The organism is Lysobacter alkalisoli (assembly GCF_006547045.1).
GTDB lineage: Bacteria > Pseudomonadota > Gammaproteobacteria > Xanthomonadales > Xanthomonadaceae > Marilutibacter > Marilutibacter alkalisoli.
This window is the reverse complement of the sequence record NZ_CP041242.1, coordinates 2,076,939-2,097,732: the sequence shown is the minus strand read 5'-3', so window position 1 is coordinate 2,097,732 and position 20,794 is coordinate 2,076,939. Positions and strand designations below refer to the sequence as shown.

Below are 20,794 nucleotides of genomic sequence, written 5' to 3'. Positions count from 1 at the left end.
GCGCACTCAGCGCACGATCGTCACCGGCACCTTGCCCTGGGCGATCACCTTGCTCGACACTGAGCCCAGCAGCAGCCCCTTGACCATGCTGCGGCCGTGCGAGCCCATCACGATCAGGTTGCAGTGCTCCTTGGCGGCGACGTCGAGGATCATCTCGGCCGGATCACCGATTTCGGTCCGTTCGCTGGTCTCCAGCCCGGACCGCGCAAGCACCTTGCGCGCCTCGGCGAGCATCTGCTCATGGTTCTCGGCATAGTGGCGGCGCACGGCGGTCGTGCCGATCTTGCGCTCCACGCCCGGGAACAGCGGCAGGTTGACCGACAGCAGAGTGATGCGCGCCGGCTTGTTCAGCTGCTTGCCGAGCTTGATGGCAAAACGGGCGGCACGCAGGCTGATCGCACTGCCGTCGACGGGGACCAGGATCTTCATCGTTCTGCTTTCTCGGGACTCATGTCGATTCTACGCCGCGCTCATCGGCCGGCGGCCGGCCGGTTCTTGACCGCGTCCGGCAACAGCGACAGGAGTTCATCGATGATGCCGGGCAGGGTGCGTTCCGAATGCGGTTTCCCCCCTTTGGTGTGTCCGCTGAAGTGTAGGGCGGGTAGAGCCGAAGGCGAAGCCCATCGGGGCAACGGCCGGGATCACACGATGATGGGTATCGCTACGCTCTGCCCATCCTACTTTTCGACGAACGCGCGTTCGAACACGTACTGCCCCGGCGTGCCGATGCGTGGTGCGGCGGTAAAGCCACGGCCATCGAGCAGGGTGCGGAAGTCGGCCAGCATCGCCGGACTGCCACAGACCATCGCGCGGTCGTGTTCCGGATCCAGCGGCTCGATGCCGAGGTGCTGCATCATCTGGCCGGTGGCCATCAGGTCGGTCATGCGGCCGCGATGGTCGTTGCCGTTGAACTCGAACGGCTCGCGAGTCACAGCCGGGTAGTAGAGCAGTTTCTCGCGGATGGTTTCGCCCAGGAACTCATGGTGCGGCAGCTCGTTGACGATGTAGTCGCGGTAGGCCAGGTCCTGCGCGTGGCGCACGCCATGGCAGAGGATGACCCGCTCGAAGCGCTCGTAGGTTTCCGGATCCTTGACGATCGACAGCCAAGGCGCGAAACCGGTACCGGTGCCGAGCAGGTACAGGTTGCGGCCCGGGTGCAGGTCGTGGATCAGCAGGGTGCCGGTGGGTTTGCGGCCGATCAGCACGGTGTCGCCAGGCTTGATCTCCTTCAGCCGCGAGGTCAGCGGACCGTCCGGCACCTTGATGCTGAAGAACTCCAGTTGCTCCTCCCAACTCGCGCTGGCGATGGAGTACGCGCGCAACAGCGGCTTGCTGGTGCCGTCTGCCTGCGGGATCTGCAGGCCGATCATCACGAACTGGCCGTTGTCGAAACGGAAGCCGTCGTCGCGGGTGGTGGTGAAGCTGAAGTAGTCGTCCGTCCAGTGACGGACGTCCAGCACGGTTTCGGTGCCGAAGGCTGCGGACATGTGGGGGTGGGGTATGGATCGAAGTTGCCAATTTTACGCGAATGCGCAGGCACCCGCTGCCGGTCACCGATACCCCGCCGCCTGCAGCTCGAACAGCTCGGCGTATCGCCCGCCGTCGGCCATCAGCTCATCGTGGGTGCCGCTGGCCTCCAGCCGGCCGCCGGACAGCACCAGGATGCGGTCGGCCATGCGCACGCTGCTGAAGCGGTGCGAGATCAGCACCGCGGTGCGGCGGTCGCTCAGCTCCTTGAAGCGCTGGAACACCTCGAACTCGCTGCGCGCATCCAGCGCCGCGGTCGGCTCGTCGAGGATCATCACCTGCGCGTCGCGCATGTAGGCGCGGGCGATCGCGATCTTCTGCCACTGGCCGCCGGACAGGTCGACGCCGCTACGGAAGCGCCGGCCGATCAACTGGTCGTAGCCGCCGGGGAGGGCGGCGACCACTTCGTCGGCCATGCCCCGGCGCGCGGCTTCGCGGACACGGGCGTCGTCGTGCATCGCCTCGACCCGGCCGACGCCGATGTTCTCGCCGGCGGTCAGGTGGTAGCGCACGAAGTCCTGGAAAATCACCCCGATGTTCGCCCGCAACTGGTCGAGGTCGTATTCGCGCAGGTCGTGCCCATCGAGCAGGATCCGGCCCTCGTCGGGGTCGTACAGCCGTGCCAGCAGCTTGACCAGGGTGGTCTTGCCGGCGCCGTTCTCGCCGACCAGGGCCAGCACCTCGCCCGCGTGCAGCTCGAAATCCAGCCCGCGCAGCGCCCACTGTTCCGAGCCCGGATAGCGGAAGCCGACGTTCTCGAACACGAAGCCATCGTGGATCGGTACCGGCACGTCGCGCGGTTCGGCCGGGCTGGCGATCTCCGGCTCGATCTCGAAGAAGGAGAACAGGTCGTCCAGGTACAGCGCCTGCCCGGCGACCTGCGAGAAGCCGACCAGCAGCCCCTCCAACAGCTGCCGCAGGCGCAGGAAACTGCCGGACAGGAAGGTCAGGTCGCCGATCGAGAAATCGCCGCGTACCGTGCGCCAGGCGATGTAGGCATAGGCGGCGTAGTAGCCCAGCGTGCCCAGTGCCGCCAGCAGCGTGCCCCAGAGCGCGCGTTTGCGCGCCAGCGTCCGGTTGGCGCGGAAGAATTTTTCCGCCAGTTCGCGATAGCGCGCGATCAGGAAGGTGTGGAGGTTGAAGATCTTCACCTCCTTGGCCGTCTCCACGCTGGCACCCATCTGGCGCACGTATTCGAGCTGGCGCCGCTCCGGTGTCCAGGCGAAGTTCAACGAGTAGCCCAGCGCGTTGAAGTGCGCCTCGCCGACGAAGGCCGGCACCAGCGCGATCGCCAGCAGCACGATCAGCCACGGTGCGTAGACCAGCAGGCCGACGGCGAAGCTGGCCACGGTGATCATGTCCTGCACCTGGCCGAACAACTGGCTCATCAGGTTGGCCCGACCCATGGTCTGGCGGCGGGCGCGGTCGAGCTTGTCCTGCAGGTCCGGATCCTCGAAATCCTCCAGGTCCAGGTTCGCCGCATGCTCCATCAACCGGATGCTGGTGGCGTTGGTGAACAGCTCCGACAGCATCGAGTCGCCGTAGCTGACCAGCCGACCGATCAGGTCCGAACCGATCGCCAGTGCGAACTCGGCCACCAGCAGCCAGAACAGGTGGTCGTACTGGTGGCTGCCCAGGGCATCGGCCAGCGATCCGGTTGCCACCCCGACACCGACCAGCCGCACCACCTCGTCGATGATCAGCTTGCCAATGTAGAGCATCGCCACCGGGATCAGTGCCCGCAGCAGCCGCAATGCCAGCGTCATCACGGTCAGCCCCGGGCTGGTCGCCCAGATCTGGCGCAGGAACGGTGGCAGGTTGCGCAGCGCGTTGAAGCGCTCGCGCAGGCTCGGGCGCGGGCCATCTGTCAGCGGAGTGGAGTGGCGTGGGTGGGGCATCTCGGCTCCCGGGCGTCACGGGCCGTGACTGCGCGAGGATACCTGCCCGGGCAGGAGTAGACTCAAGCCATGGTCATCCGGCCCGCGATCGCGGGAAGGAGTGCGCATCATGTTGACCTGGACGATGGCGGCGGCACTGGCGCTGTCCACGCTCGACCTGCCTGCGCCGCCTCCGGTGCCGGTGCTGTCGGACTGGGAGCAGGTCACCGCCGTGCCGGCGGAGCTGCACGCGCCGCTGCAGGAACAGGTGGCGGCGGAACCGAAACCGGTCAGGCGGCTCGAGCGACTGGTTGAGTGGATGTTCGCCTCCGACGGACTGGCCTTCGAGTACGACAACGAAGCCACTCGCTCCGTCGCCGAGACCCTGCACGACCGACGCGGCAACTGCCTGTCCTTCACTCTGGCCTTCGTGGTGTTGGCGCGTCGGGTGGGTTTCGATGCCCACATGCAGGAAACCGACGATGTGCTGGTCTGGCCCGGCAGCCTGGACAGCAACGTCGTCATCCATGCCGGACACGTCAATGCCGGCGTCGATGTCGGGGGCGGCACTACACCGTCGATTTCGAGCCCGGGCTCACGCTCAGTCGCAACCCGCCGCGGGAGATCAGCGACCGTCGCGCGCTGGCGCACTTCATCAACAACCGTGGTGTCGAGCTGCTCGAACGCGACGAGATGGCTGCCGCGCTCCGTCATTTCGATGCCGCGATCGAGCTGGAGCCGGGTTTCGTGCCGGGCATGAACAATATCGGCGTGGCCCGAAACCGCCTCGGCGACATCGTTGCGGCGGAGCAGGCCTATCTGGCCGTGCTCGATACCGCCCCGCAACACCCGGCAGCACTGTCCAACCTGGTCAATCTGTACAGACATCACGGCGAGGCCGGCAAGGCGGCCCGCTATGAGCGCCGATTGGCGCGGATGGAGCGGCGCGATCCTTACCGCAACTTCGTCGTCGGTCTGCAGCACGAGCGGCGGGGCGACCATGAAGCCGCCCTCGACGCCTATCGCCGCGCGATCCGCCTGCATCGCGGCGAACCACAGTTCCACCTCGGTCTGGCCCGCGTCCATGCCCTGATGGGCAATGAGCGCGAAGCCGGCCGCCAATGGGCCATGGCCAGGTCGCTGAAGAGCCGGCCCGCCGACAGAGGTGCCCGTGACGCTTTCCGCGACCCTTATCGGGATCTGTTCCAGCGCCGGAGCCCCGGTGCCGCCGCCCCGATGCCCTAGCAGATTGCGGAAAGACAGCCTGCTGGAGCCGTGCCGTCACGAGCCGGTTCCTGCTCCTCACGCCCCGGTATCGGCCGAGTAGGGCACGTCCGGCAGTGGTTTGCGCAGGCCGACGTTGAGCATGTTCCAGGCCCGGATCGCGGCCACGGCGAAGGTCAGCTCGGATACCTCGCGCTCGTCGAAGTGCGCCTGCAACCGTTGCAGCGCCTGATCGGGGATCGCGGCCTGTCCCAGGTCGTTCAGGGCTTCCGCCCAGGCCAACGCAGCGCGTTCACGGTCGTCGAACAACGGGCTTTCGCGCCAGGCGGCGACGGTGTCGAGCTTGCGCTGTGCCACGCCTGCCTTGCGCAAGGCTTCGGTGTGCATGTCGAGGCAGAACACGCACCCGTTGAGCTGCGATACGCGCAGCGAGACCAGCTCGACCAGGCTCAAGCCCAGCGGACCCTTGTACAGTTGTCCGCTCAGCTGAACCAGTTGCTGGAACGCCTTCGGCGCGTGGACGGTGTAGTCGATGTGGGGGGCTTGCATTGTCGTCTTCTCCGGCATTTTGTCTTAAGGCGGCCACCATGGCCGTTGTATGGGAAGGACGGGGCAGGGCGTCGTGGCGTGACAGCCGCCGATCGATAGCCCATCGCCCTGCCGGACTCAGGCGTTCAGCAGCCCGTGCAGCTTGTCCGGATTCATCACCGTCAGTACCTGGGTGATGCGGCCGCCGTCGATCGTGATCGTGGTGATCGAGAACAGCCGGCCCCCGCGCCAGCGCAGCAGCGCGGGTTCGCCGTTGACCCGACCGATGCGGCCTTCGGTCCCGTCCCCGAACCGGCGTGCGACGGCCCAGAACAGGCGTGCGATGCGCTCGGCGCCGACCAGCGGGCGGATGACCGCGGTGACCTTGCCGCCACCGTCGGTGACCAGGCGGGCGTTCGCGTCGAGCAGCTGCATGATCGCGGCCTGGTCGCCGGCCTGCGTCGCGTGCATGAAGCGTTCCAGCAGGCGCCGGTGCTGGCCGGATGCGACCGTGAAGCGCGGCCGTTCCGCCCGCAATCGCGTGCGTGCACGGTGCACCATCTGCCGGCAGTTGGCCTCGCTGTGTCCGAGCAGTTGCGCGATCCGGCCGTAGTCGTAGTCGAAGGTCTCCTTCAGCAGGAACGCGGCCCGCTCGTCGGGTCCGAGTCGTTCGAGCAGCGTCAGGAACGCCAACGAGACCTGGTCGGCCAGTTCGGCGCCGTGCTCGGGCGTGAGCGCGGTGTCGACATCGACTTGCAGCGGCTCCGGCAGCCACGGCCCGGGATAGGTTTCGCGCTGGTGGCGGACCAGGCGCAGGCGGTCGATGCCAAGCCGGGTGGTCGCCGTGATCAGCCAGGCCTCGGGATCGCGAATCCCCTCGTGCTCGGCCTGCGACCAGCGCAGCCAGGCATCCTGGACCACGTCCTCGGCATCGCTGCGGCTGCCCAGCAGCTTGTAGGCCAGCGCGAACAGGCGCGGGCGATGGGTTTCGAAAGTATCAGTGCTCATGTAGCCAGGACGGGACAGGTGGCGTGGCCGTGACAGCCCGATACAGGCCAGTCAGGTCGGTCAGGTCGGTCAGGCGGGTCAGGCAGGAGGTTCGTCCGGGCTGCGCGGCGCCTGCAGGGCGATCGGCAGATGCCAGCCATACCGCAGCGCGGCGATGCGCAGGCCGAAGCAGAGCAGGGCGCCGGCCACCGCGGTCGCCTGGCCGGGCAGGCCGAGCACGTCGCCGATCGCGACCACGCCGGCGCCGGCCAGCGCGGCCACGGCATACAGCTCCGCGCGCAGCACCAGCGGTACCTGCGCCAGCAGCACGTCGCGGAGCATGCCTCCACCGATGCCGGACAGCATGCCGAGGCAGGGCGCCATCAACGGGCCGATGCCGGCTTCGAGCGCCTTGTCGGTACCGGCCACGGCGAACACCGCCAGCCCGAGCGCGTCGAATACCCGTACCGGATGCCGCAGGCGCTCGATCCGCGGGCTCCAGGCGAACGCGATCAGTCCGGCGCTGATCCAGATCGCCGGGTAGCGCCAGTCGCTGAGCGCCGCAGGCGGTACCGCCCCGATCAGCAGGTCGCGCAGGATGCCGCCGGCACTGGCGGTGGCGAAGGCCAGCACCAGCACGCCGAACAGGTCCAGTTGGCGGCGCACGCCCATCATCGCGCCGCTGAGCGCGAAGACGAAGGTGCCGATCAGGTCGAGGGTGAGCACGAAGGTATCCATGGCGACGATTCTGGGCGCTTGCGGCCCGGAACGCGATGGAAACCCGCGGGCGCCTGTTCGCCCGGTGTACCGTTCTCAATGGATGCCCACAGCAACTCGCCGTGAACCGCGGCCGGTCAGTAGTTCCAGTACTCCCTGATCCGCGACACCTTGCCGTCCTCGAACTCGAACACCGCCATTCTGGACACGTCGCGTCGACGGCGCTGCACGGCGACTGCATTGGTGCCATACATCAGCGCCTCGATCTGGTAGCCATCCGCGTTGTCCGGACCGCTGGCATCGCGTTCGAAGCGGCCGTCGCGCACGGCCCGCACATGGTTCCCATACAGCTGTTCGCGTGTGTAGACATCATCCATTCCCGGATGCTCGTAGATGAAGCCGGGGGCGTACAGGGCGAACAGGCGATCGACATCCGCGACGGTAACGCCGGGCGCGGTGGAGCGGTTCTGTGCTGCGGTCACCGCACGCACGAGGTGTTCCATCTGTCCGGGTGTCAGGTCGGCCGCCCGGGCCGTGACCGGGCCTGTGATCAGTGCCAGCGTGGCCAGCACGTACGCGAACATGAGCGATCTGATCGAATTCATGAACTTTTCCCTGTTGAAATAATGTGTTGGGATGAAGTGTTGAGGTGATATCTGATCAACGTGATGTCGCCACCGCCATTTCAGGTTCGACCCGCACGGGCTGGCCGGGCTCGAGGCGTTCGCCACCCATGACCACCAGCAGGTCACCCGACCCCAGCGGGCCATCGACCTCCACCAGACCGTCGATCTCCTCGCCCAGCTCCACCGGGATCCGCCGGGCCCGCTGGTCCGAGTCGACGCGCAGCACGTAGTTGCCTTCGCGCCGCAGCAGCAACGCATCGCGGGGCACCGCCAGTACCTTCCGGGGCGATGCACTGGGGATGGCAAGTTCGACCGCACTGCCGACCGCGAGCGGCATATCGTCGAGCGCGATGCGGATCTCGATCTGACGGGAGAGCTCGTCACCGACCGGTACGATCGCGGTGATCTCATGGCTGCGCGAGGGCAGCCCTTCGGCACTGATCCGGACCGGGCTGCCGACGAACAGCCGTGCCGCCATCGTCACCGGTGCGCGCGCCCGGATCTCCAGTCCCTCCGTATCGACGAGCCGCGCGACGGGAGCGCCGCGTGCCAGGAATTCACCGACCTGCGCACGCTGCTCCACCACCACTCCGCCAAAGGGTGCGCGGACGATCATCTGCGTGCGCTGGTGCCGGGTCTGCGCCAACAGCGCGGCGGCACGGGCACGCTCCTGGACCAGCACGTCGCGATCGGCACGCATCTGTTCGTATTGTGCGCGGGCGATGTTCTGTGCATCGGCGAGCTGCGCATAACGCCGTTCCTGACGCCGGGCCTGCTCGAGCAGGGTGTCGATGCGGGCCAGCTCGGCCCGGAACTCCTGCTCCCTGAGTCCCAGTGTCGTGTCGTCCAGGACGGCGAGCGGCTCGCCGGTCGCGACATGCTGTCCGACGTCGGCGACCCGGACCACGCGACCGTCCTGCTCGCTGGCCACCTGCGCATCGCGCCGGCTGATGACGCTGCCGGTGGCATGGTGGAGTGGGGCGAACTCGGTATCGACCGCAGGAGCGACCTGCACCACGGCCGGCGAGGAAGCAGCGGTGTCCCGGTTCGGTGCAGTCGCTGCGGAGGCGTCGGCGGGCGTGTCGGTGCCCCGGAATGCGTAGAGCGTCAGCGCCGAGGCGAGAACGGCGGCGGCGATCAGGACTTTCGTCAATCGGGGCATGGCGTGCTTCACTCGGGGATGCTTCATGTGGGGAGGCTTCATGCGGGAGTGCTCCACTCGGACGTGGTCATTGGGGGGAGGCCAGGGAGGCGTCGGCCGCTGCCAACGGCGTCTCGGTCAGGGGCAGGCGGCGGGATTCGAGCAGGCGTAGCAGGGCGGGGATCAGCAGCACCGTGAACAGCAGGCTCAGGGCGATGCCGCCCACCGTCACCACGGCCATGCCGCGGTAGATCGCCGCGCCCGGGCCGGGGTTGATGGCCATCGGCAGCGCGCCCATCACCCCGGTCAGCGCGGCGATCAGGATCGGACGCAGGCGTTGGCTCAACGCCTGCTGCAGTGCGTCGTCCAACCCCAGTCCTTCGGCCTGCGCCTCGCGGGTCCGGGCGACGAGCAGGATGGCGTTGTTGATGACGATGCCCAGCAGCATGATGAAGCCGATCATCGACAGCAGGTCCAGGTTCTGCCCCGACACCAGGTTGAGAACCTGCAGGCCGAGTACGCCGCCCAGCACGGCCATCGGCAGCGTCGCCATGACGTAGCCGCTGTCCCGCAACGAACGGAACATGGCGGCCATCAGCATGAAGAGCACGAGCAGGGCCATCGCGAAATTGCCGCTCATCGTGCGGACCACCTCGCCAAGTCGGTCCGCGCTGCCGGCCACCCGCACACCCGCATCGGTGGGCATTGCGGCGCGCAACGCCGGCACGATGTCCCGGTCGACCCGCTCGAGCGCTTCCTGCAGCGACATTTCGTCAGGCGGGTCGACGGTCAGGCTGACCGTGCGGCGGCCATCGATGCGGCGCAGCTGGGCAGGGGCCAGCACGGTGTCGATCCGGGCCAGCTCGCCCAGCTGGACCGTGCCGCCGAACGGCGTTGCCAGCGGCGCCGAACGCAGCGATTCAAGGCTCGGCTCCTCCTGCCCGCGCAGGATGATCGGCAGCCGCCGGTCGCCGTCGAACTGCTCGCCCAGCCATTGACCGTCGCCAAGCGTGCGGATCGCCGATGCAAGGTCGCTGCGGCGCCAGCCCACTTCGGCCAGGCGGCGGTCATCGGGGCTGAGCCTCAGCTCCGGCGTGGCGGCGGCGGTGTTGGGCCAGGTACGCGCCCGACCCCCGGGGAAGTGCTGTTCCAGCCGCTGGCGGCCGATCTCTGCGGCCTCGAGCAGTGCGTCGGCATCGGGATGCTGAAGATGGATGGCGATCGCACGGGCCGAGCCGCCGAAGCCGCCGAACAGCGGTCCGCGGAAGACCGAGGCCTGGGTGTCCGGGAGATCGACGATGATCTCCTCACGCAGGACCCTGAGGAACTCGTCGACCCGCTCCGGATCCTCGGTGCGGGCACCGAGCGAGGCCGATCCGCCGTCCCAGAAGTTGAGATACCAGTTGCTCAGCTTCGGCTGCCGGTCGCCATCCATGTAGGGCCGCATGCGTTCGAGCAGCAGCGGTGCGATTTCGCGGTCGGCGCGTTGCCGGCTCATGCCGGGCGGCAGACTGATATCGGCATCCGCGGCGGCGCGCTGCACCGGCGGCAGGTAGTCGATGCGCGGCATCAACAGCGCGGTCAGCACGATCGGGGCCACCACCAGCCCGGCGATCCAGCCGAACTGGCGCCGGCGGGTGACCGTGGCCGCGAGCGCCCGCCGGCTGAACCGCTCCCACCGGCCGGCATCGCCGCGACCGGTTCCGCGACGCAGCCAGGTGCCGGCGGCCGCGGGCAGGACGGTGAGGGCGACCAGCAGCGAGATGCCCACGGCGATCGAGATCGTCAGCGCCAGGTCCGCGAACAGCTGGCCTTCCACGTCCTCCATGAAGATCACCGGCAGGAACACCGCCACCGTGGTCAGCGTGGACGCCATCAGCGCGCCACCGACCTGGCGTGTGCCGTCGAGCGCGGCCCGCAGTGGCGGCACCCCGGCCTCGCGGAGGCGGACGATGTTCTCGGCCACGACCACGGCCGCGTCCATGACCATGCCGACCGCAAATGCGAGTCCGGCCAGCGAGATCACGTTGAGGCTGTGGCCGGTCAGCTTCAGCACGATGAAGGTGCCCAGGATCGAGATCGGGATGGCGCAGGCGATCAGTACCGTGGCCCTGGCATCGCGAAGGAACCACCACAGGCAGCCCACCGCCAGGACCAGGCCGGCCACCAGGCTGCCGGACAGCAGGCTGATCGCACGCCGGATGAACACCCCGGAATCGAAGCTCTGGCGGATGTCGAGTCCTTGCGGTTGCAACTCGGTCTCGCGCAGCTCGTCGATGGTTCGTGTCACTTCGTCCAGCGTCGCGAGTACGTTGGCGCCGTTCGCGCGCAGGATTCGCAGTCCGATCGCGGGATTGCCGTTCTGGTATGACACGCTGCCGCGCCGGGACGGCTGGACCGTGATTTCGGCGACATCGGACAGGCGCACCGGGCGGCCGTCGCGCCAGGCCAGGATCAGGTCTCCCAGCGCCTCGGGGGAATACCGGCCGGCGAATCGCAGCACGTACTCGCGGCGGCCGGCCTCGACCGTGCCGCCGGAAACGTCCGTGGCCTGTGCCGCCAGCGCCGCGATCTCGGGTATCTGGATGCCGAGCGCCGCGGCGCGCCGTGGGTCCACGGCGATGGTCAGCTCATCGGCATCGGCACCTCTGACGTCGACGCCGGCGACGCCGTCAATCGCCGCAAGCCGCGGCGCGATGCGGTCCTCGATGAGCTGACGGAGATCGTCCACGCTTCCCGGCGTGCCGGGCAATTTCTGCACGAACAAGAAGGTGAGGGTGTCGCCGGCGCTGAAGCCGCCGGAGAGGATGACCGGCGGATCGGCGTCGCGGGGCAGGGGCGGGAGCCGGTTCATCCGCGACAGCACCTCCACCAGGGTGGCGTCCATATCGCTGCCAACGGCGAAGGTCATATTGATCCAGCTTCCCCCGGAGCTGATGTTCGAGGAGATTTCCTCGAGCCCCGGCAGGCCGCGCATCACGGTTTCGATCGGCTCGATGATCTCCGACTCGATTTCTTGCGGCGACGCCGAGCGCCACGACGTCTGGATGTTCATCTGCGGCCGCTCGATGTCCGGGAACAGCTGCAGCGGCAGGTCGAACAGGCTGATCAGGCCGAACACGCAGACCATGCAGACCGCCGCGGCCACGGCGGCGGGATTGCGCAGCGAGACTTCGGTGAGTTTCATCGGTGTGTCCGCGTGGGGTCGCGAACACGATGCGCGAGTCGGAACCGGTCCCTATGGTCCGATGGTCATGGCTTGCGGTGAAAGGTGTGCAGGCTGCGACGAAGCGTTGTGCGGACCGCGTGGCGGACGCGGCTCATTGTGGTGGGCGCTCATTGCAAAAGGGACAGCCGGTCGCGATAGCTTCGCGACAGCTTCAGCTCCTGACCGCAGTCCAGACGCAGGAAGCTTTCGCCGTTGGTGTGTGGGCGGGTTTCGGCGACGCGCCGTGCATTGACGATCGTCGAGCGATGGATGCGCGGGAAGCGTTGCGGGTCGAGCTGCCGCTCCAGTTCGCGCATGGTCGCGCGCAGCACCAGGGTGTCGTCGTCGGTGTGGATGCACATGTAGTCGCCGGCGGCGTCGATCCAGCGGATGTTGTGGAGCGGGACACGCAGTGTGCGCTGTCCATCCCGGACCGAGAGCCTGTCGTCGCGCTGCAGCTGTTCGAGCGCATCGGGTTGCAGGGCCTCGTCCAGTTCCAGTGGTGCGCGGCCGCTGAGCCCGCCCAGCAACTCCAGCAGCTGGGAGCAGTTGGCGCTGGCGGTGCGCTGCTCGCGCACTTGGCGGACCCGTTCCAGGGACTGTCGCAGGCGTTCGTCGTCGACCGGCTTGAGCAGGTAGTCGACGGCCGAGGCCTCGAATGCCTGGATCGCATAGTGGTCGTAGGCGGTGACGAAGATCACCAGCGGCATTTCCGCGGCGGGAATGTGGCGAAGCGTCGAGAACCCGTCAGTGCCGGGCATCTGCACGTCCAGGAATATGAGTTCGGGTTGCAGCTTGTGGACCTTCGCGATCGCGGTGGCTCCGTCGCCGCACTGCCCGACGATCTCGACATCGTCATGGGCGGCCAGGCGGAGCTCGAGCCCACGGCGGGCCAGCGGTTCGTCGTCGACGATCAGCGTCCGGATCGGGGCTCGCATCGGAGCATCGGGCGTACGCCCGGGGGATTTCCGTGCCGGGCTTCGGCTGTCGTTCGCAATCGAGTCGTCCATTGTCATGTCACCCGTCGTTCCTGGCCGAGGTCGATGTCTCGAATGGCAGGTGCAGGCGGACCTCGAGCCCGCCCGCCAGGTTGCGCACGCACAGGTTGCCGGCGTCGCCGTACAGCACCTTGAGCCGCTCGCGCGTGTTGCGCAGGCCGACGCCGGTGCCCGCCGGCAGGGTCTCGCCCTCGAGCGCCAGGCAGCCCGGACCATCGTCGACCACCCGCAGCGAGAGCCGGTCGCCTTCGCGATGCGCCTCGATCCGCAGCAGGCCGCCTTCGACCTGTTTCGCGACCGCGTACTTGATTGCGTTCTCCACCAGAGGCTGCAGCAGCAGGCTGGGCATGAGCGCGCGCCAGCACTCCTCGTCGACCACGATCTCGACCCGCAGCCGCTCGGCGAAGCGGACCTTCTCGATGTCCAGGTACAGGTCCAGTGCGTCCATTTCCTGGCGCAGGGTCACGCGCTGCATCGGATCGCTGTCCAGCGAGTGACGCAGGAACGACGACAGGCTCTGCACCATCCGGTTGGCGGTGGCGTTGTCGCGGTCCAGCACCAGCGTGGAGATCGCGTTGAGGGTGTTGAACAGGAAGTGCGGGTTGAGCTGGTAGCGCAGCATCTTCAGCTGGGCCTGGTGCGCCATGGCGCGGGCGGCGAGGGCGCGCCGGGTCTCGTCCTGGGACTGACGGTAGTAGGTGATCCCCAGGTACAGCCCGACCCAGGCCAGGACGACATAGATGTTGCTCAACGCATAGGAGAACACCATCAGCGTGTTCTCCGGCGTGCAGCCCGGGCAGAACTCGAGCTTGATGTGGCGGCCGGCCCGCTCCATCAGCGCCGAGCTGGCGAGGATGGGCAGCACCATGATCGCCAGTTGCAGTACGGGTGGACGACCCCGGCAGGCACGCAGCAGGTAGCGCAGCCCCAGTGTGGCGGCCGCGCCGGTCACTCCTGTGGCCAGGTGGATCATCGCGTAGCCGCCGGGCTTGCCGTAGGCAAGCGCCGTCAGGTAGCCCAGGCCCATATAGGCCAGCCAGCCGCCCAGGTGCAGGACCCAGAACAACTGTCTGTGCGAGAGCCCCAGCGGGCGGGGATGGCGATGGCCATGGGCATTCGGGCGGGACGCAGGGACCCCATGCTAGCGCGGGCCCGCCGCCGCGGCATTTCGTTTCGTCGCGGGAATCGCACGCTTCGTCGCACCCACGGCGGGGCAATGACGGCCCGCGGTGGCTAGAATATGCAGTTTCCACTGCCAGCCATTGCCCGCCGTGTCCGCAATCCCGACCGCCCCCGACGCATTCGCCGTACGCCAGCCCGTGTCGATTCGCCAGGACGACCTGATCCAGTCCGTCGCCGACGCGCTGCAGTACATCAGCTACTACCACCCGGTCGACTACATCAAGAACCTCGCCGCCGCTTACGAGCGCGAGGAGTCGCTGGCGGCCAAGGACGCGATGGCGCAGATCCTGATCAACTCGCGCATGTGCGCCGAGGGCCATCGCCCGATCTGCCAGGACACCGGCATCGTCACAGTGTTCCTCGAGATCGGCATGGACGTGCGCTGGGACGACGCGACGATGGGCGTGGAGGACATGGTCAACGAGGGCGTGCGCCGCGCCTACAACCATCCGGACAACAAGCTGCGCGCCAGCGTGCTGGCCGATCCGGCCGGCAAGCGCCGGAACACCAAGGACAACACCCCGGCGGTGGTCAACGTCAAGGTCGTGCCGGGCAACACCGTCGATGTGATCGTCGCCGCCAAGGGCGGCGGCTCGGAGGCGAAGTCGAAGTTCGCGATGCTCAACCCGTCCGACTCGATCGTCGACTGGGTGCTGAAGACGGTGCCGACCATGGGCGCAGGTTGGTGCCCGCCGGGCATGCTCGGCATCGGCATCGGCGGCACCGCCGAGAAGGCGATGCTGCTGGCCAAGGAGTCGTTGATGGAGCCGATCGACATCCAGGACCTGATCGCGCGCGGCCCGTCCAACCGCGCCGAGGAGCTGCGCCTGGAGTTGTACGAGAAGGTCAACGCGCTCGGCATCGGCGCGCAGGGCCTGGGTGGCCTGACCACCGTGCTCGACATCAAGGTCAAGGACTACCCGACCCACGCCGCCAACCTGCCGGTGGCGATGATTCCGAACTGCGCCGCGACCCGCCATGCGCACTTCACCCTCGACGGCAGTGGTCCGGTCGCACTCGACCCGCCGTCGCTGGAGGACTGGCCGAAGCTGACCTACAACCCGCAGAACGCGCGCCGGGTCGACCTCGACACGATCACCAGGGAAGAAGTCGCCAGCTTCAAGCCGGGCGAGGTGATCCTGCTCAACGGCAAGCTGCTGACCGGCCGCGACGCCGCGCACAAGCGCATGGTCGACATGCTCGACAAGGGCGAGACGCTGCCGGTCGACTTCACCAACCGCTTCATCTACTACGTCGGCCCGGTCGATCCGGTGCGCGAGGAGGTCGTCGGCCCGGCCGGCCCGACCACCGCCACCCGCATGGACAAGTTCACCCGCCAGATGCTGGAGCAGACCGGCCTGCTGGGCATGGTCGGCAAGGCCGAGCGCGGCCCGACGGCTATCGAGGCGATCCGCGACAACAGGGCGGTCTACCTGATGGCGGTCGGCGGCTCGGCCTACCTGGTGTCCAAGGCGATCAAGGCGTCGAAGGTGCTGGCTTTCGAAGACCTGGGCATGGAGGCGATCTACGAGTTCGAGGTCAAGGACATGCCGGTGACCGTGGCGGTCGATTCGACCGGCGAGTCGGTGCACCGGACCGGTCCGCGCGAGTGGCAAGCGAAGATCGGCAAGATTCCGGTAGTGGTCGAACCGGCGTAGTCGTTCCGCTTCTCGTCTGTCACTCCCGCGAAAGCGGGAATGGCGATTCCAGGCCTCAGGAGAACCCGCGCATGTCCGTCACCCTTTACGGCTCCCAGAGCACCGCTTCCCTTGTCGTTCACTGGCTGCTGATCGAGTTGGGCATCGAGCACGAGCTGCGGATGCTCGACTTCGACAAGCGCGAACAGAAGGCGCCCGAGTACCTGAAACTCAATCCGCAAGGCCGGGTGCCGACGTTGGTGGTCGATGGGCAAGTGTTGACGGAATCCACTGCGATCGCGATGCACCTGGCCGACCTGCACCCTCAGGCCGGACTTGCACCCGAAGTGGGCACGCCGGAACGTGCAGCCTACTACCGCTGGATGTTCTTCGGCGCTTATACCCTGATGCCCGCCTACCGTGCCTGGTTCTACTCGAACGAGGTGGCTGGGGATGAGAACGCCGAGTCGGTCAAGGCGCGGGCATGCGAGGCGATCGAGTTCGCCTGGCAGCAGGTCGACGGCCACCTCGCTGCCAGCGGGCCGTACCTGCTTGGCGATTCGATGTCCGCGGTCGACTTCGTGTTCACCATGCTGATGCGCTGGTCGCGCAACATGCCGAAGCCAACCGACACCTGGCCGGCGCTGCTGGCGCATGCCGGGCGGATGAAGGCGCTGCCATCCTTCCGCGAGGTCTACGCGCGCGAAGGGCTGACCGACTGGACGTAGGTCAGAGCTTTTCCGTCAACCGCTTCAGCATCTTGCGCGTATCCGCTCGCAACAGGTAGTTGTTCGCCATCGCATCGAGCCCGGCGATATTGGTCGCACTGACGTCGTCCAGGTCGTCCAGCCCCGGCGTCAGCTCGGTCTGCATGCGGAAGTAGCCGTCGCCGACAATGTGGCGGGCGATGTAGTCGACCGCGTCGGTGTTGCCGTCGAACAGCACGTCGATGATCGGCACGGCCCATTCCAGGGCTCCCCATTCGCGCGCCGATTTCAGATCGATCGGACGATTGCGTTCGCCTGTGCCGATCGACAGCACGACCAGGTCATGGGTATCGCCGACCTGGCGATCCTTGCGCATTGCCTCGGCGATCGCGCAGGCGGTCGGGTTGTTGGCGACCACGCCGCCGTCTATCAAGGAACGCTTCCGTCTTTCGATTGTCATGCCGTGGGCCGGAAAATAGGTCGGCGCAGCGGTCGATGCCCGGCAGACTTCCCACATCGGCAGGTCGGCGTGTTCGGGCTTGAAGCTCTTGAACACCACCGGTGCGCGGGAGATGGTGTCGTAGCTGGTGATCAGCAAGGGCTTCTTCGCCTTGCCGAGCGTGATGTCGCCAAAGACCCTCTTGAGCGTTTTCTCCAGGCCCTTGCCGTCGTAGCGCGGAGCCGACACGCCCTGGGTAAACAGCCGTCCGGCCCGCGACCACAGCCGTTGTGCCATGCCCGGGAATATCTCGTTGCGCTGCTTGCGGTACAGCTCGGCCAACTGGGCCGGGCTGAGACCGATCGCCAGTCCACAGGCGATCATGGCTCCGGTGGAACTGCCCGCCAGCAGGTCGAAGTGCTTGGTCAGGCCGGGCTTGCCGGCCTGGGCGAGGGCGTCCTCGACGCCGGCCAGCCACTGGCAGCTCACCAGGCCACGGATGCCGCCGCCATCGAGGGACAGGATGCGTCGCATCTTCATCTACTCACCTCCTTGAATATGCGGCCGTGGAACATGATGCCGTAGTCGAAAACCATGATCGCCCAGGTTGCCCCGCACAATGTGGCCACACCCGCCACACAACCATCAATACCATTCGAGCATCGACACGCCCAGGCCGATATAGGTCGCGCGGTGGTTGTAGTCGATCATGCTTTCGCCGTAGCCATCGAACACCTGCAGGTGGCCGCGCAGGCTGTTGTTGATCGGAAAACCCCAATCGAATTGCAGCGAGCCGCGCGAGCGATCGCCGCTGCGCAGCGAGTGGCGACCGGTCAGCGAGAACTGGTGGCCGCCGCGCACATGGACCAATGTCGCATCGCCTCGCCCCATGTAGTCCGCGATGTCGGAGTTGTCGTCGTCCTCGGCCTTCTCGGAAACGCGCCACCACGGGCGCAGCACCAGCGACCAGTTGTCCCGGTCGAGACCGATCGTGGCGATGACCCTGTTCCAGCTGCGTGACAACGGGTCGGCGCGTCCGTTGGACTGGTGATTGAGGCTGATGCCGGTCATCCGTCCGTTCCAGCCCAGCAGGTCGTAGCGGGTGCGGAACATCAGGGTCGCCTCCGGTTCGTAATTGGTCTCCCGGAACGGGCGCGATATCTCCGGGCTGTAGACCTGCCAGCGCGAACTCTGTGTATAGCCCAACCAGAGGTCGCCGTTGTCGCCGAAGATGTTTTCCCAGGCCTTCATCTTGAAGCTGAGCTGGAACTTGGCCTCCATGTCCTGCAGCCCCAGCGGCGTGGTCACGGTGTTGTCCGGGTTGGGCGAATGCGGCATATCGTTGATCTTGCTGGTCCAGAATGCCGGCAGCAGGTAGGTCGGTTTGTAGGCGCGGAAATTGAACGCGCCCAGCTTGGAGTCGCGGGCCAGCTCCCAGCGGCTGTCCAGCAGTGAACCCTTGCCGGCATTGGCCAGGGCCACCCGCAGCGGGTCCTCGTTCGGGTAGAGCTCGCCGCCACGCGTGTACGGGGCTGTGTCGGAGATGACTTTCTCGGCGATTTCCAGGTTTTCCTGGATCGCCCGCGCCTCGCGCGCAGCCACATCTGCATCGCGTACGCTGCGTGCCTGGCGTCGATGGAACGCGTCGTAGCAGGCAAGGCGCTCGGCGTCGGCCTCGACTTGCATGCAGGCTTCGGCGGAAGCCGGTTGCTGGGCAAGGCCGACAGCCGGAACCAGGAACAGGCCGATGAGGAGTATTCGCGGCTGGAGCATGTGTGACTGGGGCATGTGAAATTGGAGCATGGCTGATTCCTGCAGGAGTCTCGATCAGAACAGCAACGCGATGACGAAAAGCCCGACCATCGCGAAGGCCAGTCCGAGCTTGAACACCGCGCCGACGATGATCCCGATCCAGGTGCCGAGCCCGACCCGGGCGGCATGGCCGGCCTTGCGACTGTGGATCAATTCACCGGCCAGCGCACCGATGAAGGGGCCGATGAAGATGCCGACGAGGCCGTACAGAAGCCCGGCGAACGTGCCGATGACCGCACCGATGATCGCGAGCCTGCTCGCGCCGACGCGCTTGGCGCCGAGTGCGGTCGCGGCGAAGTCCACCAGCAGCGACAACAAGGTGAGCAGGCCGAGCAATAGCAGCGGGAACCAGCCTACGTGCTGGAAATCGCCCGCCCAGGCCGCCAGCAGCATGCCAATGAATACCAGCGGGATGCCGGGCAAGGCGGGCAGGATGACGCCGGCGATTCCGACCAGGATCAGGACGCCCGCGATCATGTAGTAAAGGTTCTGAAGGTCCATTCGATGTAGTCCATGGGGAGGGTCTGCGGCACCGATCATGCACGCGACCGGAGCCGAACACCCTGCAATATCCGGCATGTTGAACGTGGATTGCATTTTCACATGCTGCGGGGTAAGTTGCGGACGCTGCGCTTGCCAGGGTCACCGTGAACCGTGGCCCGATGCGGTTGATCCGATGATCCGCTACATCGATGCACCTCACTTCCTGCTTGCAACCAGCACTTCGCGAAAGCGATGTCCAGACCAACGTTCCAGGGAGCAAGTCAATGTCGAGCCGTGAAACCGGTACCGTGAAGTGGTTCAACGATGCGAAGGGCTTCGGCTTCATCAGCCGCGAGAATGGCGAGGATGTGTTCGTGCACTTCCGCGCGATCCAGACCGATGGCTTCAAGAGCCTGAAGGAAGGCCAGCAGGTCTCCTTCACTGTCGTCCAGGGCCAGAAGGGCCTGCAGGCCGACGCGGTCGAGCCGTTGTAATCGGGTTCCTGTCATTCGGAGCCAAAGAAAAACCCGGCCGTGAGGCCGGGTTTTTCTTTGGCTTCAAGCCGGATCAGTGCGTTCAACGTGCATGGATGCGACCATCTCTGACGCGCACGCGAGAACCCTCGCTCATGCCGACTACGTTGGGCACCGTGACGACCGTGGTGCGCCCGTCGTCCATGCGGACATGGACGTTGTACTGGGTCTGCACCGCGTTCTGGATGGCGTTGCCGGCGACGGCACCGGCTGCAGCACCAGCGACTGTCGCCGTGTTGCGACGGCCCTTGCTCTCGTCGTCGGCCAGTTCGCGACCGGCCGCGGCACCGACCAGGCCGCCGATCACCGCGCCGGTCGCGGTGGGTGCTCGTTGGGTCCGGACCGGCTCGATCCGGGTGATCACGCCGCAGTCGTAACAGCGGGCGTCATAGCCGGACGCCGGGCTGCCATAGCCGGCCGCGCCCGATCCGTAGCCCGAAGTGGCGCAGCCTGCGCCCGCGACTGCAAGCATGCAGGCGGCGCCGATGCCAACAAGTCGAAGCTTTTTCGGGCAGTTGGTGTCGATCCCGTTCATGCCAATCTCCTGCGTCGAATGGAAGGCGGCGTTTGCCGCCTCTTGCACGCTAGAAGCTCCACCGTGAACCCTCTGAGAATCCGGCAGGATCCGTTCAGGATGGGTTCGTCCGGATACCTGGCTGCTGCAACATTCAGCCGCGGAAGTCCTGGTGGCATGCCTTGCAGGCGCCGCCCACGTCCTTGGTCAGGGCATCGACACCGGCGCAATTCAACGGCGGGTTGGCCAATGCGCTGTCGAGCGTCGCGCGCATGCCGCTGGCGGCCTTCGCGAAGCGCTTGTCGTCGCGAAGGTCGGGGAAGGCCGGTTCCAGGTCGTTCGCCATCTCGCGCAGGGTGCGCAGGTGGGGCAGGGTGTCGGTTGCACTGCAACGGTTCTGCTCGACGCTCGCCCGCAACCGGTCCAGGTGCCATTGCTGCACATGCATCACGCTCTCGTGGAAACGATCCTTGCGGGCTTCCAGTGCGCGCAGCAACATCACCGTCGCGACCACGCCCAGCACCAGGCCGAGAATCAACATGAAAAGGTACTTGGATGCGTTGCTGAAAGGCTTTGCCTTGCCGGCTGTGCTGGGCTGGGTATCGGTCATTGCCTGGCCTCCTGGATGTCTGCGCGAACGATAGCATGCACGTG

21 protein-coding genes are annotated in these 20,794 nt (G+C 66.8%); 5 read left to right on the top strand and 16 right to left on the bottom strand.

Annotated features, from left to right (window positions below):
• Window positions 1-6: 6 nt before the first annotated feature.
• The 3 genes from FKV23_RS09045 to FKV23_RS09035 all read right to left on the bottom strand — a co-directional run bounded on the left by FKV23_RS09045 (window position 7) and on the right by FKV23_RS09035 (window position 3,425).
• Complete coding sequence (locus FKV23_RS09045) at window positions 7-429, bottom strand: universal stress protein (protein ID WP_141623558.1); 423 nt, start codon at window positions 427-429, stop codon at window positions 7-9.
• A gap of 248 nt (window positions 430-677) precedes the next feature.
• Window positions 678-1,487: a ferredoxin--NADP reductase gene (locus FKV23_RS09040; RefSeq protein WP_141623557.1), complete on the bottom strand. Its 810-nt coding sequence runs from the start codon at window positions 1,485-1,487 to the stop codon at window positions 678-680.
• Window positions 1,488-1,550: 63 nt separating this feature from the next.
• Entirely contained in the window at window positions 1,551-3,425 is a 1,875-nt protein-coding gene (locus FKV23_RS09035; RefSeq protein WP_141623556.1) for an ABC transporter ATP-binding protein, read from the bottom strand.
• 109 nt (window positions 3,426-3,534) lie between these two features.
• Between FKV23_RS09035 and FKV23_RS09030 the strand changes: the two genes are divergently transcribed.
• On the top strand, window positions 3,535-4,164 hold the full coding sequence (locus FKV23_RS09030) for a transglutaminase domain-containing protein (RefSeq protein WP_141623555.1): 630 nt from the start codon (window positions 3,535-3,537) through the stop codon (window positions 4,162-4,164).
• Window positions 4,098-4,649, top strand: a complete 552-nt coding sequence (locus tag FKV23_RS09025) for a tetratricopeptide repeat protein (RefSeq protein WP_141623554.1) — start codon at window positions 4,098-4,100, stop codon at window positions 4,647-4,649. The genes FKV23_RS09030 and FKV23_RS09025 overlap by 67 nt, the downstream gene beginning before the upstream one ends.
• Window positions 4,650-4,706: 57 nt before the next feature.
• On the opposite strand, the gene FKV23_RS09020 is transcribed toward FKV23_RS09025, so the two are convergent.
• From FKV23_RS09020 to FKV23_RS08985, 8 genes are all read right to left on the bottom strand, one after another.
• A complete protein-coding gene (locus FKV23_RS09020; RefSeq protein ID WP_141623553.1) occupies window positions 4,707-5,177 on the bottom strand; it encodes a carboxymuconolactone decarboxylase family protein in 471 nt (156 codons plus the stop codon).
• Between the two features lie 117 nt (window positions 5,178-5,294).
• Window positions 5,295-6,164: an RNA polymerase sigma-70 factor gene (locus tag FKV23_RS09015; protein ID WP_141623552.1), complete on the bottom strand. Its 870-nt coding sequence runs from the start codon at window positions 6,162-6,164 to the stop codon at window positions 5,295-5,297.
• 78 nt (window positions 6,165-6,242) lie between these two features.
• Window positions 6,243-6,881, bottom strand: a complete 639-nt coding sequence (locus FKV23_RS09010; RefSeq protein ID WP_141623551.1) for a trimeric intracellular cation channel family protein — start codon at window positions 6,879-6,881, stop codon at window positions 6,243-6,245.
• 116 nt (window positions 6,882-6,997) lie between these two features.
• On the bottom strand, window positions 6,998-7,465 hold the full coding sequence (locus FKV23_RS09005) for a nuclear transport factor 2-like protein (protein ID WP_141623550.1): 468 nt from the start codon (window positions 7,463-7,465) through the stop codon (window positions 6,998-7,000).
• 55 nt (window positions 7,466-7,520) lie between these two features.
• On the bottom strand, window positions 7,521-8,648 hold the full coding sequence (locus FKV23_RS09000; RefSeq protein WP_167285126.1) for an efflux RND transporter periplasmic adaptor subunit: 1,128 nt from the start codon (window positions 8,646-8,648) through the stop codon (window positions 7,521-7,523).
• A 67-nt stretch (window positions 8,649-8,715) separates the two neighbouring features.
• Window positions 8,716-11,814 (bottom strand): efflux RND transporter permease subunit, encoded by a 3,099-nt coding sequence (locus FKV23_RS08995; RefSeq protein ID WP_141623548.1) that lies wholly within the window; start codon window positions 11,812-11,814, stop codon window positions 8,716-8,718.
• 149 nt (window positions 11,815-11,963) lie between these two features.
• On the bottom strand, window positions 11,964-12,773 hold the full coding sequence (locus FKV23_RS08990) for a LytR/AlgR family response regulator transcription factor (protein ID WP_141623547.1): 810 nt from the start codon (window positions 12,771-12,773) through the stop codon (window positions 11,964-11,966).
• A 79-nt stretch (window positions 12,774-12,852) separates the two neighbouring features.
• Complete coding sequence (locus FKV23_RS08985) at window positions 12,853-13,899, bottom strand: sensor histidine kinase (protein ID WP_141623546.1); 1,047 nt, start codon at window positions 13,897-13,899, stop codon at window positions 12,853-12,855.
• A 253-nt stretch (window positions 13,900-14,152) separates the two neighbouring features.
• Here FKV23_RS08985 and FKV23_RS08980 point away from each other — a divergent pair, with 253 nt between their 5' ends.
• Window positions 14,153-15,673, top strand: coding sequence for a fumarate hydratase (locus tag FKV23_RS08980; RefSeq protein WP_141625129.1), 1,521 nt, complete (start codon window positions 14,153-14,155; stop codon window positions 15,671-15,673).
• Between the two features lie 71 nt (window positions 15,674-15,744).
• Window positions 15,745-16,380 carry a glutathione S-transferase family protein gene (locus FKV23_RS08975; RefSeq protein WP_141623545.1) on the top strand — a complete coding sequence of 212 codons (636 nt, stop codon included), beginning with the start codon at window positions 15,745-15,747 and terminating at the stop codon, window positions 16,378-16,380.
• A 1-nt stretch (window position 16,381) separates the two neighbouring features.
• Here the strand turns inward: FKV23_RS08975 and FKV23_RS08970 are convergent, their stop codons facing one another.
• The 3 genes from FKV23_RS08970 to FKV23_RS08960 all read right to left on the bottom strand — a co-directional run bounded on the left by FKV23_RS08970 (window position 16,382) and on the right by FKV23_RS08960 (window position 19,111).
• Window positions 16,382-17,338, bottom strand: coding sequence for a CBASS cGAMP-activated phospholipase (locus tag FKV23_RS08970; RefSeq protein ID WP_141623544.1), 957 nt, complete (start codon window positions 17,336-17,338; stop codon window positions 16,382-16,384).
• A 105-nt stretch (window positions 17,339-17,443) separates the two neighbouring features.
• Window positions 17,444-18,586: a phospholipase A gene (locus tag FKV23_RS08965; RefSeq protein ID WP_141623543.1), complete on the bottom strand. Its 1,143-nt coding sequence runs from the start codon at window positions 18,584-18,586 to the stop codon at window positions 17,444-17,446.
• 39 nt (window positions 18,587-18,625) lie between these two features.
• A complete protein-coding gene (locus FKV23_RS08960; RefSeq protein WP_141625128.1) occupies window positions 18,626-19,111 on the bottom strand; it encodes a DUF456 domain-containing protein in 486 nt (161 codons plus the stop codon).
• Between the two features lie 266 nt (window positions 19,112-19,377).
• Here FKV23_RS08960 and FKV23_RS08955 point away from each other — a divergent pair, with 266 nt between their 5' ends.
• Entirely contained in the window at window positions 19,378-19,587 is a 210-nt protein-coding gene (locus tag FKV23_RS08955) for a cold-shock protein (RefSeq protein WP_141623542.1), read from the top strand.
• Window positions 19,588-19,669: 82 nt separating this feature from the next.
• Here FKV23_RS08955 and FKV23_RS08950 read toward each other — a convergent pair whose 3' ends face one another.
• Together FKV23_RS08950 and FKV23_RS08945 are read right to left on the bottom strand one after the other, a co-directional pair.
• Window positions 19,670-20,161, bottom strand: a complete 492-nt coding sequence (locus FKV23_RS08950; protein WP_141623541.1) for a glycine zipper 2TM domain-containing protein — start codon at window positions 20,159-20,161, stop codon at window positions 19,670-19,672.
• Window positions 20,162-20,294: 133 nt separating this feature from the next.
• Entirely contained in the window at window positions 20,295-20,750 is a 456-nt protein-coding gene (locus FKV23_RS08945) for a cytochrome c (protein ID WP_141623540.1), read from the bottom strand.
• Window positions 20,751-20,794: the final 44 nt, after the last annotated feature.

Coding starts and splice junctions, on each gene's coding strand:
- FKV23_RS09015 (WP_141623552.1), bottom strand. CDS start 6,164: ATGAGCACTGATACTTTCGAAACCCATCGCCCGCGCCTGTTCGCGCTG.
- FKV23_RS08990 (WP_141623547.1), bottom strand. CDS start 12,773: ATGCGAGCCCCGATCCGGACGCTGATCGTCGACGACGAACCGCTGGCC.
- FKV23_RS09000 (WP_167285126.1), bottom strand. CDS start 8,648: ATGCCCCGATTGACGAAAGTCCTGATCGCCGCCGCCGTTCTCGCCTCG.
- FKV23_RS08970 (WP_141623544.1), bottom strand. CDS start 17,338: ATGAAGATGCGACGCATCCTGTCCCTCGATGGCGGCGGCATCCGTGGC.
- FKV23_RS09035 (WP_141623556.1), bottom strand. CDS start 3,425: ATGCCCCACCCACGCCACTCCACTCCGCTGACAGATGGCCCGCGCCCG.
- FKV23_RS08950 (WP_141623541.1), bottom strand. CDS start 20,161: ATGAACGGGATCGACACCAACTGCCCGAAAAAGCTTCGACTTGTTGGC.
- FKV23_RS08965 (WP_141623543.1), bottom strand. CDS start 18,586: ATGCCCCAGTCACACATGCTCCAGCCGCGAATACTCCTCATCGGCCTG.
- FKV23_RS08955 (WP_141623542.1), top strand. CDS start 19,378: ATGTCGAGCCGTGAAACCGGTACCGTGAAGTGGTTCAACGATGCGAAG.
- FKV23_RS09030 (WP_141623555.1), top strand. CDS start 3,535: ATGTTGACCTGGACGATGGCGGCGGCACTGGCGCTGTCCACGCTCGAC.
- FKV23_RS08995 (WP_141623548.1), bottom strand. CDS start 11,814: ATGAAACTCACCGAAGTCTCGCTGCGCAATCCCGCCGCCGTGGCCGCG.
- FKV23_RS09005 (WP_141623550.1), bottom strand. CDS start 7,465: ATGAATTCGATCAGATCGCTCATGTTCGCGTACGTGCTGGCCACGCTG.
- FKV23_RS09010 (WP_141623551.1), bottom strand. CDS start 6,881: ATGGATACCTTCGTGCTCACCCTCGACCTGATCGGCACCTTCGTCTTC.
- FKV23_RS08975 (WP_141623545.1), top strand. CDS start 15,745: ATGTCCGTCACCCTTTACGGCTCCCAGAGCACCGCTTCCCTTGTCGTT.
- FKV23_RS09040 (WP_141623557.1), bottom strand. CDS start 1,487: ATGTCCGCAGCCTTCGGCACCGAAACCGTGCTGGACGTCCGTCACTGG.
- FKV23_RS08945 (WP_141623540.1), bottom strand. CDS start 20,750: ATGACCGATACCCAGCCCAGCACAGCCGGCAAGGCAAAGCCTTTCAGC.
- FKV23_RS09025 (WP_141623554.1), top strand. CDS start 4,098: ATGGCTGCCGCGCTCCGTCATTTCGATGCCGCGATCGAGCTGGAGCCG.
- FKV23_RS08960 (WP_141625128.1), bottom strand. CDS start 19,111: ATGGACCTTCAGAACCTTTACTACATGATCGCGGGCGTCCTGATCCTG.
- FKV23_RS09045 (WP_141623558.1), bottom strand. CDS start 429: ATGAAGATCCTGGTCCCCGTCGACGGCAGTGCGATCAGCCTGCGTGCC.
- FKV23_RS09020 (WP_141623553.1), bottom strand. CDS start 5,177: ATGCAAGCCCCCCACATCGACTACACCGTCCACGCGCCGAAGGCGTTC.